Consider the following 14,572-nt stretch of genomic DNA (forward strand, 5'->3'; position numbering starts at 1 on the left):
CTAGCCGGCGGTCCGGTCCGAACGGAGCAGGGAGCGTTTGCTGAGAAGCGTTGCCGTCAGAACCCCCACGGCCACGATTCCGATAAGAATGGTCGACGCCGCATTGACCTCCGGCGAGAGGCCCAACCGGACCTGGGAATAGATGCGGATCGGAAGGGTCGTGGCTCCGGGCCCAGTGTTGAAGCTCGCGATGACGAGATCGTCCAAGGACAGGGTGAAGGCCAGCAGGAAGCCCGCCACGATGGACGGCGCGATGAGCGGCAGCGTGACGGAAAAGAAGGTACGCAGCGGCGGAGCCCCGAGATCCATGGCGGCCTCCTCAAGGGACCGGTCGAAGGTCAGGAGGCGCGCCTGCACCACCACCGTCACGAAGCACATGGTCAGCGTCGTATGCGCCAGGGTGATCGTCCAAAAGCCGCGGTCCAGCCCGATGGCGACGAAGAACAGGAGCAGCGACAACCCCGTGATGACCTCCGGCATGACCATGGGGGCGTAGATCATCCCCGTGAAGAGGGTCCGGCCCGTGAAGCGCCCGTAGCGGGTGAGCGCAATAGCCGCGAGGGTGCCGAGGATCGTCGCGGCGGAAGCCGACAGCAGCGCGATCCGCAAGGTCACCCAGGCCGCCTCCATAAGCGGCTCGTTGCGAAAGAGCGCGCTGTACCATTGGGTCGAGAACCCGCCCCAGACCGTCACCAGCCGGGACGCGTTGAAGGAATAGACCATCAGCAGCAGGATCGGCAGGTACAGGAACGCGAATCCGAGGACGAGCGAGGTCACGTTGAAGAGGCTGAGCCGCCGGTTCATCGCCGCCCCTCCAGCTGGCGCGATTCCACGTCGCGGTAGATCACGATGGGAACCACCAGGATCAGGAGCAGCAGGATCGCCACCGAGGACGCCAGGGGCCAATCGCGATTGGAGAAGAACTCGCTCCAGAGCTGCTTTCCGATCATGAGAGTCTCGGAGCCGCCGAGGAGGTCCGGGATCACGAACTCGCCCACGGCCGGGATGAAGCAGAGGAGCGAGCCCGCCACGATTCCCGGCATCGCCAGCGGCACCGTAATGGTCCAAAACGCCCGCCAGGGCGGCGAACCGAGATCGAGGGCCGCCTCGATCAGGCTGTGGTCCTGCTTTTCCAGGGAGGCGTAGAGCGGCAGCACCATGAAGGGCAGGTAGGCGTAGACGATCCCGATATAGACGGCCGTCTCCGTGTTGAGGATGTTCAACGGGTCGCCGATCAGCCCGAGGCCCATCAGAGCCTGATTGAGAAGGCCCTCCGGCTTCAGGATCGCCACCCAGGCGTAGATGCGGATGAGGAAGCTCGTCCAGAACGGCATGATCACCAGGGCGACGAGAAGCGGGCGATGCTTCTGCGGCGCGCGCGCCATGGCATAGGCGATGGGAAAGCCCACCAGAAGCAGGAGCGCGGTCGAGATGGCGGCGATGCGCAAGGACGAGAGCGTCGCGTCGAGATAGAGGCTGTCGTCGATGAGCGTCGCGAAGTTCTCGAGGTCGAGGCCTGAGAAGAAGGCCGCGATGTCGCTCCATTCGAAGACCGGCCGGTAGGGCGGCTGCGCCACCGCCGGGTCGGACAGGCTGATCTTGAAGACGATCAGGAACGGCAGCAGGAAAAACACCGCCAGCCAAAGGTACGGCACGAACGGCACCAGCCCCGGCCCCAAACGCTTCAGGAAGGAAGGTCCGGCCATGGTCATTCCGCCAGGATCACGGCCGCGTCGGGCGCGAAGGTGATGGTGACCTGCTCGTCCCAATCGATGGGGTTCTCCACGAAGCGGGACGCATTGGCGCGGGAGATGCGCATGATCTCGCCGGAGGCGAGCTTGACCCGGTAGACCGTCCAGTCGCCGAGATAGCCGATATCCCAAACCTCGCCGGTCAGAGCGTTCATGGTGCCGGGCTCGGGGGCACCGCGCCGGATGGTCATTTTCTCGGGCCGGATCGCGATGGCGACCCCCTGCCCCTTCTCCAGAACCTCATCCGGATCGTCGATGGTGAAGGGCGCCTCGGCCGAGGCCGTTGCGACTCGCCAGAGTCCGCCTTCCTGCCCCATGACCTTGCCCTCGATGATGTTCACGTCGCCCACGAACTCCGCGATGAAGCGGGTCTTGGGCTGCTCGTAGATCTCGCCCGGCGTCGCCACCTGGACGATGCGCCCGTGATCCATCACGGCGATCCGGTCGGCCATGGTCATGGCCTCCTCCTGATCGTGGGTGACGACGATGAAGGTCATGCCGAGCTCGTGCTGGATGTCCATCAGCTCGAACTGGGTCTCCTCTCGCAGCTTCTTGTCGAGAGCCCCGAGGGGTTCGTCGAGCAGCAGCACCTTGGGCCGCTTGGCCAGGGCGCGAGCGAGCGCCACGCGCTGCTTCTGGCCGCCGGAGAGCTGGTCCGGGCGACGGCGCGCCAGGCTCTCGAGCTGCACGAGGCGCAGCATCTCGGACACCCGGGCGGCGATCTCATCCTTGGGCAGGCCGTCCTGGCGGAGCCCGAAGGCGATGTTCTTCTCCACGCTCATATGAGGAAACAGCGCGTAGGACTGGAACATCATATTGACCGGGCGCCGATAGGGCGGCACGCCCGCCAGATCCCGGCCCGCGAGGGTGATGCGGCCCGCCGTCGGCTGCTCGAAGCCCGCGATCATGCGCATGAGCGTGGTCTTGCCGCAGCCCGACGGGCCCAAAAGGCAGAAGAACTCCCGATCGTGGATGTCCACCGACAGGTGATCCACCGCCACGGCGTCGCCGAAGCGCTTGGTGACCTGCTCGACGCGGATCAAGGGAGTGGCGGAAGGGTCGGCCCAGGGCGCGAAGGTGCGGCGCACGGCGCCCACCGATGGGTTCTGGCGGAAGGAAGACAATTCGGCGGGCACTCTTCGTGAAGAGACGAACGGGATCGGACGGACGGCTCGGCAAACTAGGCCGATCGGGCGCCGAGAACAACAGTCTTACACAACGCGGCGGCCGAGGCTCCGGGACGCCTCTCAACCCCTCATTTCACGCCGAGCCAGATGGTGTGGCGCGCGCCCCGCTTGCGGTTGGCGCGCACGCCTACCTCCTCCACCCGGAAGCCCGATTTTCGCAGGCGTCCCGTGAAGCGCCCGTCGGGAGCGGAGGACCAGACGGACAGCACGCCGCCGGGCGTCAAAGCCGCGCGGGCCGCCGCCAATCCCGGCCAGTCGTAGAGGCCGTCATTCGATTCGCGGGTCAGTCCGTCCGGGCCGTTATCGACGTCGAGCAGGATTGCGTCCCAGGAGGACCGCCCCGCCCCGATCACCGCGCCGACATCGGCCTCGAGAAGGGTCACGCGGGGATCCTGGAGACTGTCCCCGAAAACCTCCGCCATCGGGCCCCGCGCCCAGGCGATGACCGCCGGCACCAGTTCCGCAACGGTCACGACGGCGTCCGGCGGGAGGACGGCCAGAGCCGCCCGCAGGGTGAAGCCCATCCCCAAGCCCCCGATCAGCACCGCCGGCCTGGGCCTGTTGCGGAGTTTGGCGCAGGCGAGCTCGGCCAAGGCCTCCTCCGACCCGCTGAGGCGGCTGTTCATCAACTCGTTCGACCCCAGCATGATCGAGAATTCCGAGCCGCGACGCTTCAGCCGCAGTTCGTCCGTGGTGCCGGGAATCGTTGCCGTGTCGAGATGGACCCAAGGTATCATCGGCCGCAGTCAGTCGTAGTTCGAGATGGGGGCCGGACCATACACGATTTACGCCCCACTGCTGCCCCCTGTTCCTCCCCGCAGATATGGGTTGGGACGACCGGTTGAGCGATCACCACGCATTCACATCCGTCATGCGCGGCCTTGAGCCGCGCATCCACGTCTTTCGAGGTGGACCCGTGGGTGTCCGGATCAAGTCCGGGCATGACGGTCGAGAGATCCGCTCTCAACCGACGCGGCGAGCGCTCCGGCGTCTCCACCCCTCGCCCCGGTTCAGGGCGGGATCACGTCCACCTGGATGGAGGCATAGAAGGCCGACACGTTGGCGATCTCGTCGTCCGTGAGTTCCTTGGCGACGATGTTCATCGACTCGTTCTTGCGCTCGCCCGTGCGATACTCGTTGAGGGATTTGGCCAGGTAGTTCTCGATCTGCCCGGCCAGATTGGGCGCCTCCGGGTTCTTCGATAGCCCATCCATGCCGTGGCAGGCCTGGCACAAGCCGGCGACCTTCTGGCGGCCCGCTTGCACGTCGGCCGCCCCGGCGGGGCCCGCCGCCAGCGCGGCGAACCCGAGGGCGAGGCCCATCAACCCCATCCGCATCCGCCCCTCCCGCATCGGCCGGTCCCCCGCCTACTCGCCATAGGAGATGCGGTAGACGGCTCCGGCCGTGTCGTCCGAGACCAGAAGGGAGCCGTCGAGGAGCATGGCCACGTCGACCGGACGACCGAGATACTCGCCGTTCTCGGTCAGCCAGCCCTCGGCGAAGACCTGCGGCTTATCGGCCGTCCCGTCGGGTTTCAGGGGCGTGAACATGACCCGGGCGCCCACGGGCTTGGTGCGGTTCCAGGACCCGTGCTGCGCCGAGAAGATGCCGCCCCGATAGGTTTCCGGGAACATCTGGCCCGTGTAGAACGCGAGCCCCAGATCGGCCGCATGGGGCGCCATCTCGGCCTGGGGCGGAACGGTGTCGCTCGGGACGGCGTCGTCCTTGTACTCGACGGTGCGCACGTTGCCGCCGCCGTAATGGGGGAAGCCGAAGTTCTGGCCGGCCTTGGTGGCCCGATCCAATTCGCCCGGCGGCTGGTCGTCTCCCATGCCGTCGACTTGGTTGTCGGTGAACCACAGGGTCTTGTCGGCCGGGTTGAACTCGATGCCGACCGAGTTGCGGATTCCGGTGGCATAGACCTGACGGTTCTTCCCGTCCTGATCCATGCTGACGATGCCTCCGATGCCGTTCTTGGCGAAGAGGTCGAGCTTGTCCTTCGGCGGCACGTTGAAGGGCTGGCCCAGCGCCACGTAGAGCCGGTTATCGGGACCGATCCGGCACACGCGGGCGGTGTGGTTGTAGCTCTCCTCGGAGGGCGGGATCAGGTCTCCCTGCTTCACCACCTGGAAGGCGGCGACGTCCGGTCCCTCATAGAAGAACTCGGCGGCCGGGAACTGCAGGACGCGGTTCTGCTCGGCCACGTAGAGGACGCCGTCCCGGGAGAAGCAGACGCCGTTCGGAATCTTGAAGTCGACGGAGGGCGCGAACGCCTTCACCTCGTCGGCGACCCGGTCCTTGTCGCGGTCGGTCACCGCATAGACCTGGTTCTTGCGGGTTCCGACGAAGACCACGCCCGCATTGGGCCCGACCGCCATGTGGCGGGCGTCCGGCACGAGAGCGTAAAGCTCGATCTTGAAGCCAGGCGGCAGTTTCACTTTCTGGAGGTTGCGCTTGATCGCATCGGCCCGCCGTCCCTCCTGGGGGATCGGCTTGGGCTCGGCCGTGCCCGTGCTCTTGAACGACGACAGGCGCTCCAGATTGCCGGTCGGGGCCTGGTTGGCGGGTTGGGCGATTGCCTGCGAGGCGAGGACGAGCGTCGACACGGCCGTAAGCCACAAAGTCTTCATGGTCTCCTCCGCTGATAGGGCCTGGTTTTTGTTCTTATGGCCAAGTTATTCTGCATCGCTTCGGCAGGTCTTCAAGATGCAGCGAAGCAAATTTGTGTGTTTTTCTGCATTGCGCTGCAGCAAATACTATTCCCAATACAGGCTTCGGGGGTGTGCACATTAAAAGAAGGGCCGCGGTCTCGCCCGCGGCCCTTCCGTCCTTTAGTGCCCGCCTCCGCCGCCCGGCGGCGCCGCGCGGGGTTTTTTCACGAAGGGCAAGGCGACGAGGAGCGCCAGGAACAGGAACGTCAGGAGATAGAACGTGTCCGCGAAGGACATGACGAGAGCTTCCCGCCGGACCATGCTCGACATGGTCTTGACGGCCGCGAGGTGGGCGTCCGAGCCGAGGCTCTGGAAGCCTTGCGTCATGGCGTTGAGACGCTCCACCGCGGCGTTGTTCGCCCAGTTGACGCTGTCGTGCAGGCGCTGGAGGTGCAGGTCCCACCGGTCGTTGATCACCGTGTTGATCACCGCGAGGCCCACGGCCCCGCCCAGATTGCGGGTCAGGTTGTAGAGGCCCGATGCGTTCTTGATGCGGACGGGCGGCAGGGTGCCAAGCGCGACGTTGTTGATGGGCACCATGCAGATCATCAGGCCGACGCCCCGGAAAATCTGGGGCACGAACAGCTCCCAGAAATCCCAATCCTTGGTGATGCCGGTGATCATCCAGGTGCCGATGGCAAAGGAGCCGAACCCGATGGCCATCATCAGGCGGGGATCCATGCTGCGGGAGAGACGTCCGGCGATCGGCGCCGTGAGGAACATCGCCGCGCCGGACACGAACATGGTCTCGCCGATCTGCAGGGACGAGTAGCCCCGGACTCGCGCCAAGTAGACCGGATACAGATAGGTCAGACCGTAGAGGCCGATGCCCATGACGAAGCTGAAGGCGGAGCCGGCCGCGAAATTGCGGTCCGTGAAGGCGCGCAGGTCCACGATGGGCTGCTTGGCCGTGAAGGCCCGGTAGAAGAACAGGATCGCGCCAAGGACGCAGACGACGGCGAGGATCGCCACGGCCTCGTCCTGGAACCAGTCGTTGTTGGGGCCCTCCTCCAGCACGAATTCGAGCGAGCCCAGGAAGGCCGCCATGCCGGCGAGGCCCGCCCAGTCGAAGGATTTCAGCAGGCTGAGATCGGGCTCGTCGAAATCGACGAGCAGGTAGGTCGAGACGGTCACGAAGATGCCCGGCACCACGTTGACCAGGAAGAGCCAGTGCCACGAGAAGATATCGGTCAGGTAGCCGCCCAGCGTCGGGCCGATGGTGGGCGCGAGCGTTGCCACGAGGCCGATGATGGGCGAGATGACGGGACGCTTCTCGGGCGGGAAGATCGTGAAGGCGGAGGCGAACACGGTCGGAATCATGCCACCGCCGATGAAGCCCTGCAGCGCCCGGTAGACGATCATCTGGTCGATGTTGGTCGCGGTGGCGCACATGAAGCTCATGAAGGTGAAGCCGCCCGACGCGATCACGAACATCCAGCGCGTGGACAGCACGCGGGACAGCATCCCCGAGAGCGGGATCATGATCACCTCGGCGATGAGATAGCTGGTCTGGACCCAGGAGATCTCGTCGGAGGACGCGGACAAGCCCGCCTGGATTTCGGCCAGCGACGCCGAGACGATCTGGATGTCCAGGATCGCCATGAACATGCCGAACACCATGCAGAAGAACGCGAAGGTCCGGCGCTTATCGAGGGGCGCCGGGCCCGCGTGCGGGGCAGGGTTCACTGGTTTTCCGATGGCGGCTGAAGCGGCCATGATGTGGCTTTCTCTTGATCTCGTTAAAGCCGATTCCAACGCCACCGACCTCATCCTGAGGGCCCGCGCAGCGGGCGTCTCGAAGGATGGACCAGAGATCGCTGGAGACGCCTCGCCCTTCGAGACGAATGGCTTTCGCCATTCCCTCAGGGTGAGGCTGTGTCGTGCCTCTCCTCGTTCCTACCGAACGCTCGCCGTCTTGGTGGCCTGCTCGTGCTCGCGGGTATCGACGTTCACGACGACGGAGAGGCCCGGCCGCAGGTAGCCCTGCTGGACGACATCCGGATTGACCTTCACCCGTACGGGCACGCGCTGGACGATCTTCGTGAAGTTGCCCGTGGCGTTCTCGGGCGGCAGGAGGCTGAACACCGAACCGGAGGCGGGCGAGACGCTCTCCACGGTGCCGACGATGTCGCGGTCCGGGAAGGCGTCCACCTCGATATGGACCTTCTGGCCGGGCTGGACGGAGGCGAGCTGCGTCTCCTTGAAATTCGCGTCGATATGGACCGAACTCAGGGGAACGAGCGCTGCCAGCCGCGTGCCGGGCTGCACATAGGTTCCGACCTCGACCGCCTTGTTGCCGATCACGCCGTCGATGGGCGCGCGGATCTCCGTGAAGGACAGGTCGCGGGTGGCCTTGTCCACGGCGGTCCGCTGCTCGGCGACCCCGCGCTCGGCCTCCACCTGCTGGGCGGCCAGCACCTCCACATTGGCCTGAGCGGCCAGAAGGGCGGCCTGGGCGCTCTTGACGTTCGCCTCGCCCCGGTCGCGGGCGGCCTTGGCGGCGTCGAAGGTGGCGCGGCTGGCATAGTTGGACTGGGAGAGCTGGAGCTGGCGGTCGTAATCGGCCTCCGCGCGCTCGGAATCGGCTTTCGCGGCGGTGATCTGCGCCTCGGCCTGGGCCACGGAGGCGCGTCCGGCCTCGATCTGGCGGCCGATCCGCGCGACGGCGCTCTCCTGCGTCGCGAGCTTGTCCTTCGCGGCCTGGAGGGCAAGGCTGTAATCGCCCGCGTCGATCCGGGCGATCACGTCACCCGCTTTCACGCTTTGATTGTTGGTGACCGCGACCTGATCCACATAGCCCGAGATCTTGGCGGACAGGATCGTGATGTCGGCCTGGATGTAGGCATCGTCGGTGGAGACCATGAACCGGCCCGTCTGCCACCAATGCGCGCCCTCATAGGCGCCGAAACCGAGGGCCGCGAGCGCGACCGCGCCCAGAACGATCTTTTTCACCGCGCCGGACTTCTTCTTGGGCAGGACGTCCTCGGCCTTGGCGGCCACAGGCGCAGCTTGGTCTTGAGGAGGTTCGGCGGACTTGGCGGTCGGCACCGACTCGGCCGTCGGCGCAGACTCGGTGGCCGGCACCGGCTCGGACGGCTGGGCGGGCTCACCCCGGCCGCGCTGCGAAAACTCTTCCCGATAAGCCATGGACCACCTCACGACCGCAGGCTAACGTGTGACCGAACCGTTCGGTCAATGAGCTTGCCGGCCTGGAACAAACAAGGTATGACGCCTATATGATTTGACTGAACGGTTCGGTCAATAGGCATCTTGTGACAAACCGCACATGAGTGACATGCAGGACAAGGATCGCCCGGACACCCGGCCGGTGGCCCCCGAGGGAAGTGCCGAGAACGCCAAGCGGCGCCAGATTCTCGACGGAGCCCGGCGGGTCTTCCTGGCCCAGGGCTTCGATGGCGCGAGCATGGGAGAGATCGCCAAGGTGGCGGGTGTCTCCAAGGGCACCCTGTATGTCTATTTCGACAGCAAGGAAGCCCTCTTCGAGGCCCTGACCCTGGAGGAGAAGAAAGGCTTGGCTGAGGTCTTGTTCAAGCTCGATGTCGACGACCCGGACGTGCGGGCCGTGCTCACGCGTCTCGGGCGCACCTATCTCGAGCATATGGGCAATCCCGCCCACATTTCGTCCGTCAGGATGGTCATCGGCGCGGCCGAGAAATTTCCGCGCCTGGGCCAGACGTTCTACGAAGCAGGCCCGCGCCAGGGCCTCGCCCGACTGGGCGCCTATCTCGATAGCCAGGTCAAGGCCGGCCGCCTTTCCATCGCGGATACGCGGATCGCCGCCCAGCACTTTCTGGACTTGTGCCAGTCCGGCACCATGCGGCGCCTGCTCTTTGCCTATGGCGGACCCCCGACCAGGGAGGAGATCGACGGCAACGTGACGAACGCCATCCGGGTCTTCTTCGCGGCCTACGGACCTGATGCCGGGCGCTGAGCCCCGTTGAGGCCGAAGACGCCGTCGAGCCAGTCCAGGATCCGGCGGTTGAGCAGGGAGCGGTTCATCATCTCGCAATGATCCCCGGCACCCTCGGGGGCGGTGAACCTGATGAGATCCTTCGGGCACGTGAGCTTATCGTAGAGGGCCTGTGCGCCCGCCGCCAGGGTATCCTCCTCGGCGGCCGTGATCAGGGTCGGACAGCGGATCATCTCGGCGCGCCCTTCCATCAGGGTGAAAGGCTGGATCGCCGCCAGATACTCGGCGACGCTGTCGACCCCATGCACCCAATAGCCGCGCTGCTCGATCATCCAGCGCATCTTCCGGTCCGCCATCATCCCCTCGACCCGGGCGATCAGGCCAGGGTCGAGACGGCGCAGATCCGCCACCGCTTCCGGCGACACGCCAGACCGTGTGAACATCGAGCGGAAGCCCGGCGCGAGGCCCGGCTGGCCGGGGTCGGCGATGCAGGCGGCGATCCGATGCTCGCCTGAGGCTGCACGCGGCGCGAGATAGCCGCCCAGGCTCCAGCCCGTGATGGCGATGCGGTCGGGATCGAAGATGGGCTGCGTCAGCGCGAAATCGACCACGGCCGTCACCACGGTCTCCCAGTCGGCCCGCAGGGGCACGCCCTCCTCGACCAGCATCCCGCCCTGGCCGGGGCCGTCGAAGAGCAGGCAATGGTACCCGCGCCGCGAGGCCGCCACGGCGCTCGCGAAATACATGTCCGCGATGGTGCCGTCATAGCCGTTCGTGAGGATCAGCAGGGGCCGACGGCCCCTCGTATGGCCTTCCGCGGGGATCAGGTAGGCCGGCATGCCGTGGCCCTCGAACGGAATGCGGATCGGCGCGACGGGCGGATCCGACAGCGCCATCGCCTGATCGAAGGTCTCCGTATGGCGGCGAAAGGCCGTGACCACGCGCGGATCGACCGGCGCGCCGTAGATCGGATGGTACGAACTCGCGTAAAAGCAGCTGGCCCTGAGTAACCCTTCGCGAGCGCCCGTTCTCCGGCCGCGAGCGAGATCCGCCTCGGCTTGTGCGGCTAAACGGTCGGCCGCGGCGATCCAGGCGGCGTAGAACGCGTCGTCATCGCCGTCTCCGACCGCCTTGGCGACCGCCAGAACCTCACCGAAATCGGCGCCTCCGTAAGGGATGTAGCCCAAGGGCCAGGTTCCGAACTCATCGTGAAAGTCGTCCTTGAACAATAGGCCCATGAGATCCTCCCTCCGGCTCCGCCCCGAGGAATGAAATCATGACGCGAAAGCTTGCCGCAGCGTCAAGCTTGTTGTTCGGACCCGTCCGCCGTCATGAGGGAATCGAGCAGGCCCGGGAACCGCTCGTCGAGATCGGCCTTGCGCAGGCTGATGAGGCGCTTCGTTCCCTCCGGCCGGACCCGAACGAGGCCGGCCTCCCGCAGCTTCGCGAGATGATAGCTCAGCCCCGTCTTGGACCCGAGATGCAGGAACCGGCTGCACGTCATCGGCTCCCCGGCGCCGCGAGCCAACATGCCGACGATAGCCAGCCGCGTCTCGTCGCCCAGGGCGGCGAGCACCTGGGCCAGGGCCATATCCTCGGTCTCGGGGTGGAGCGGTTCCGTCATGGGCCCAACTTAGCCACCGGAGGGGGATAGTTCAACAGGCCTTGAACTTCTTCTTGACACGCTCCCCTAAAGCCTCAATTGTTCAACAAATTTTGAACAAAGGTTCTCCTCATGAACAGCCGCCTTTTCTGGCTCGCCCTCGGCACCTTCGCCATCGGGGTCGAGGGCTTCGTCGTCGGCTCCCTCCTGCCCCAGATCGCCGCCGACACGCGGGTGAGCCTCGTCCAGTCCGGTTATCTCGTGGTGGCCTTCGCGCTCACCTACGCAGTCGGATCGCCGATCTTGGCGGCGGTGACAGGCCCCCATGACAGGCGTCTCATCCTCTCCGGCAGCGCCCTGGTCTTCGCGGCCGGTGCCCTCGCGGCCGGCCTGTCGTCGGGCTTCGCCATGCTTATGGGCGCGCGCCTCGTCATCGCGGTCGCGGCCGGACTTTACACGGCCACGGCCCAGGCGACCGCGGTGGCCATCTCCCATGCCGACCACCGCGCCCGGGCCATCTCCATCATCGTGGGCGGGACGTCCCTCGCCGTTGCCTTCGGGGCGCCGCTGGGCGCCTTTGTGGCCTATCTGGTGGGCTGGCGCGGCACCTATTTCTGCATCGCGGTCGCGGGGCTTCTCGCCTGTGCGGCGATCTGGTTCATGCTGCCGAAGGGCCTGCGCGGCTTGCGTCTGCCGCTGAGGACGAGACTGGCGGTCCTCTCGCAGCCGGGCATCCGGCCGGCGCTTCTCACGACGCTTCTCTACATCACCGGGGGCTTCGCGCTCTTCACCTATCTGGTTCCCGTGGCGACGGACGTGTTCGGCATCGGGCGGGCCGCCCTCCCCGCGGTGCTCCTGATCTACGGGCTCGGGGCGGCGGTCGGAAACGCTGTCGGCGGCCAGCTCGCGGATCGATGGGGCGCCCGGCGCACGATCACGGCCGCGATCGGGTCCAACGCGGCGATGCTGGCCCTGTTCTCGCTCATGGGCCACCTGCCCCAAACCATCGGAGCGCCTCTCTTCGTGGTGGGCTTGGCCTTGTGGGGGATGCTCACGTGGTCGTTTCCGCCCGCCCAGGCCAGCCGCATCCTGACGATCGCCCCGGACGCCGCACCGCTCGCCCTCTCGCTCAACGGCTCGGCCCTCTATCTCGGGGTGGCGCTCGGCTCCTTCATCGGCGGCCTGATGATCCAGCACGGCGCCATCGCGAGCCTCGGATGGGTCGCGGCCCTGTTTCCCCTCTGCGCCTTGGCCGTGGTGATCCTGTCCGGCGGCAGCACCCGTTCCGCCCCGCTCCCGGCCGAGGCGCGCTGACCCGTCGCCCATCGGGCGGGACTGCGCCATATTGCGTGCCTGGAGGTGAGGCATGCGGCTCGGGATCGTCATCGCCAACGCGGTTGCCATCGCGTTCTGCGTCGCGGTCTGCGCGCTGATCGTCGCCCTGATCGGACGCTTCGCCTTCATGGGAGCGCTGCTGACCGGCCTCGTGACACTGGTGATCGCCTATAACGTCGAGATCGAGGACGGCTCGGCCATCGGATCGAGCTGGACCCCGGACCTTTACGCCTCCCAGCAGCCGAAACGGCCGCTCACCCCCGAAGAGAGTGCAGCCCGCTTGGCCGAGCGGCGGGAGCGCCTCGCGGTGCTCGCCATCGTCAAGCATTGCGGCGCGGCCCTCGTCACGGTCGGGGCGCTGGGCTTCTACTTTCTCCAGCTCTAGGCCGAGGCGGCGTTCGCCCTTAACCCAGCTCGAAGGTCGTGATGCCGTAGATCTTCGACAACGGGAGCCGTGGATCCCGGCCGCGATACATGCGCGCGGTCTCGAATACGGGCGCGAGGCCATGACGCTCCGCCAGGGCGACGGCGTCGCGGTTCGGCTCCGGCAGATCGAGGAAGACGGGCCCACCGCCGGCCTCGGCAGCAAGGGCGCGGAACAGGAGATCGGCCTCGCCTGGCCCTTCCGCGAAAAGCGGCCCGATCTTGTGGCCGTTCCGACAGGCGCGCACGACCCCATAGCCCTGGATGCTCCCGTTCTCGACGAGGGCGAGGGATCTGCGCGTCCCCGGCGCGAGCCAGCATCCGAGGAAGGCTTCTCGGGAGCCTGGAAAGAAGGCCCGGTCATAGGCCAGCACCGCATCGGCCCAATCCGGCGTTATGGAGCGTAAGCGGGGGTCGCCTGAGGGCTCGAAGACGGGCGCTCCGCCGTAACGGATGTTGCGGTGAGCCAAGCGGAATCCCGACCGGGCATAGTTGTCCTGCTGCGCCACGACCCCGTCGAGTCCGATCGTGCAGCCCTCCAGACAGGCCAGGCCGGCCCGCCACAGGCTCATCCCGTAGCCGCGCCCCCGGAATTCCGGCCGGAGGATATAGAAGCCCAGGAAGCCGAAACCGCCTGGATAGCGAACGACCGAGATCGAGCCGACCGGCTGGCCTTCGAGACGGGCGATCAGGAAACCATCCGGATCGGCGGCGCGGAAGCAGGCGGCGTCGTCCAGGCCCGGATTCCACCCTTCGGCCGCCGCCCACTCGACCGCAAGGTCGAGATCGGCGGGCTCCATGACCTTGATCGTCAACCCTTGGGAGGCCGGGCTCATCGCGGCCTCAGGCCTCTTCGCGCAGGGCCTCGGCGACGCGCTCGCGCAGGACGTCCGGCTGGCGCAGGACCAGGGCGCCGCGGGTGCGCTCGATCAGGCCCTCATGGGCCATCATGGTGAACTCCCGCGTGACCTGCTCCCGGCGGCAGCCGATGCGGGCGGCCAGGATATGGTGGAAGGGCGGAGGCGTGACCACGCGCTCGGCGGTGGCGCCCCGTGGCGAGGACAGCCGCAAGAGTTCCGAATAGAGCCGGTGGCGCAGGTCGAGCACCGTCTGCTCCACGAAACGCTCGTTCAGTTCCCGGATGCGGGAGGCCATCACGCAGAACAGGCGCTCGGCCACGTCGCGGTTGGTGTAGACGATGTCCCGGAAGACGGTGGCGGGCATCACGCAGGCCTCGCCCCGCGTCAGCGCCGTCACGTTGGCGGAGCGCTTGATGCCGTCCATGGCGGCGAGTTCGCCGAACAGCTCGCCGGACTTCATTTCGTCGAGGATCACCTCCTTGCCGGCGGCGGTGCGCATCAGCACCCGCACGTCGCCGGACAGGAGGAAGTACACGTCCGTGGAAGGGTCGTCGAAGTCGACGAGGATCTCCTCCGGGTCGAACCGACGCCAGTTGGAGCGCGCCTCGAAGGACGCGAGATCGATATCCAATCCCTTGAACAGTAGAATGCTGGCGAGCCGCGCCATTTGTTCCCCCCGGACGCGTTATTGCTGAACGGCGCTATAGCATAAGTCAAGCAGTGGGAAGAAGCCTATCGGACCGTCATTGGAAAAAGACTTTTCCTGCCTCA

The 14,572-nt window shown here is 66.5% G+C and carries 15 protein-coding genes; 3 read left to right on the forward strand and 12 right to left on the reverse strand.

Annotated elements, in window-relative coordinates; translation table 11 throughout:
- The 8 genes from ILT42_RS09825 to ILT42_RS09860 all read right to left on the reverse strand — a co-directional run bounded on the left by ILT42_RS09825 (position 1) and on the right by ILT42_RS09860 (position 8,796).
- Positions 1-804, reverse strand: coding sequence for an ABC transporter permease (locus ILT42_RS09825; protein WP_204215411.1), 804 nt, complete (start codon positions 802-804; stop codon positions 1-3).
- A complete protein-coding gene (locus ILT42_RS09830; RefSeq protein ID WP_407664555.1) occupies positions 801-1,712 on the reverse strand; it encodes an ABC transporter permease subunit in 912 nt (303 codons plus the stop codon). Before ILT42_RS09830 ends, ILT42_RS09825 begins: the two co-directional genes overlap by 4 nt.
- Complete coding sequence (locus tag ILT42_RS09835) at positions 1,709-2,875, reverse strand: ABC transporter ATP-binding protein (RefSeq protein ID WP_204215413.1); 1,167 nt, start codon at positions 2,873-2,875, stop codon at positions 1,709-1,711. The genes ILT42_RS09830 and ILT42_RS09835 overlap by 4 nt, the downstream gene beginning before the upstream one ends.
- A gap of 131 nt (positions 2,876-3,006) precedes the next feature.
- On the reverse strand, positions 3,007-3,675 hold the full coding sequence (locus tag ILT42_RS09840; protein ID WP_204215414.1) for a spermidine synthase: 669 nt from the start codon (positions 3,673-3,675) through the stop codon (positions 3,007-3,009).
- Between the two features lie 273 nt (positions 3,676-3,948).
- A complete protein-coding gene (locus tag ILT42_RS09845; protein ID WP_204215415.1) occupies positions 3,949-4,275 on the reverse strand; it encodes a c-type cytochrome in 327 nt (108 codons plus the stop codon).
- A 30-nt stretch (positions 4,276-4,305) separates the two neighbouring features.
- Complete coding sequence (locus ILT42_RS09850) at positions 4,306-5,568, reverse strand: PQQ-dependent sugar dehydrogenase (RefSeq protein ID WP_204215416.1); 1,263 nt, start codon at positions 5,566-5,568, stop codon at positions 4,306-4,308.
- A gap of 201 nt (positions 5,569-5,769) precedes the next feature.
- Positions 5,770-7,365, reverse strand: a complete 1,596-nt coding sequence (locus ILT42_RS09855; protein WP_204215417.1) for a DHA2 family efflux MFS transporter permease subunit — start codon at positions 7,363-7,365, stop codon at positions 5,770-5,772.
- Between the two features lie 180 nt (positions 7,366-7,545).
- Complete coding sequence (locus ILT42_RS09860) at positions 7,546-8,796, reverse strand: HlyD family secretion protein (RefSeq protein ID WP_204215418.1); 1,251 nt, start codon at positions 8,794-8,796, stop codon at positions 7,546-7,548.
- A gap of 148 nt (positions 8,797-8,944) precedes the next feature.
- On the opposite strand from ILT42_RS09860, the gene ILT42_RS09865 reads away from it, so the two are divergent.
- Positions 8,945-9,601, forward strand: a complete 657-nt coding sequence (locus ILT42_RS09865; RefSeq protein ID WP_229428587.1) for a TetR/AcrR family transcriptional regulator — start codon at positions 8,945-8,947, stop codon at positions 9,599-9,601.
- Here the strand turns inward: ILT42_RS09865 and ILT42_RS09870 are convergent.
- Entirely contained in the window at positions 9,577-10,818 is a 1,242-nt protein-coding gene (locus ILT42_RS09870) for an alpha/beta hydrolase family protein (RefSeq protein WP_204215420.1), read from the reverse strand. The two genes, ILT42_RS09865 and ILT42_RS09870, sit on opposite strands and share 25 nt — an antisense overlap.
- Before the next feature lie 62 nt (positions 10,819-10,880).
- Positions 10,881-11,204: an ArsR/SmtB family transcription factor gene (locus ILT42_RS09875; RefSeq protein WP_204215421.1), complete on the reverse strand. Its 324-nt coding sequence runs from the start codon at positions 11,202-11,204 to the stop codon at positions 10,881-10,883.
- Positions 11,205-11,315: 111 nt separating this feature from the next.
- On the opposite strand from ILT42_RS09875, the gene ILT42_RS09880 reads away from it, so the two are divergent.
- The gene (locus ILT42_RS09880; protein WP_204215422.1) at positions 11,316-12,497 is read left to right on the forward strand and encodes an MFS transporter; all 1,182 of its coding nucleotides are present in this window, start codon (positions 11,316-11,318) and stop codon (positions 12,495-12,497) included.
- A 52-nt stretch (positions 12,498-12,549) separates the two neighbouring features.
- Positions 12,550-12,903, forward strand: a complete 354-nt coding sequence (locus ILT42_RS09885) for a hypothetical protein (protein ID WP_204215423.1) — start codon at positions 12,550-12,552, stop codon at positions 12,901-12,903.
- A gap of 19 nt (positions 12,904-12,922) precedes the next feature.
- On the opposite strand, the gene ILT42_RS09890 is transcribed toward ILT42_RS09885, so the two are convergent.
- Positions 12,923-13,777, reverse strand: a complete 855-nt coding sequence (locus ILT42_RS09890; RefSeq protein ID WP_204215424.1) for a GNAT family N-acetyltransferase — start codon at positions 13,775-13,777, stop codon at positions 12,923-12,925.
- A gap of 7 nt (positions 13,778-13,784) precedes the next feature.
- The gene (locus ILT42_RS09895; protein ID WP_204215425.1) at positions 13,785-14,468 is read right to left on the reverse strand and encodes a Crp/Fnr family transcriptional regulator; all 684 of its coding nucleotides are present in this window, start codon (positions 14,466-14,468) and stop codon (positions 13,785-13,787) included.
- Between the last annotated feature and the right edge of the window lie 104 nt (positions 14,469-14,572).

The sequence above is a fragment of the Microvirga pudoricolor genome (assembly GCF_016892705.1).
GTDB classification, from domain to species: domain Bacteria; phylum Pseudomonadota; class Alphaproteobacteria; order Rhizobiales; family Beijerinckiaceae; genus Microvirga; species Microvirga pudoricolor.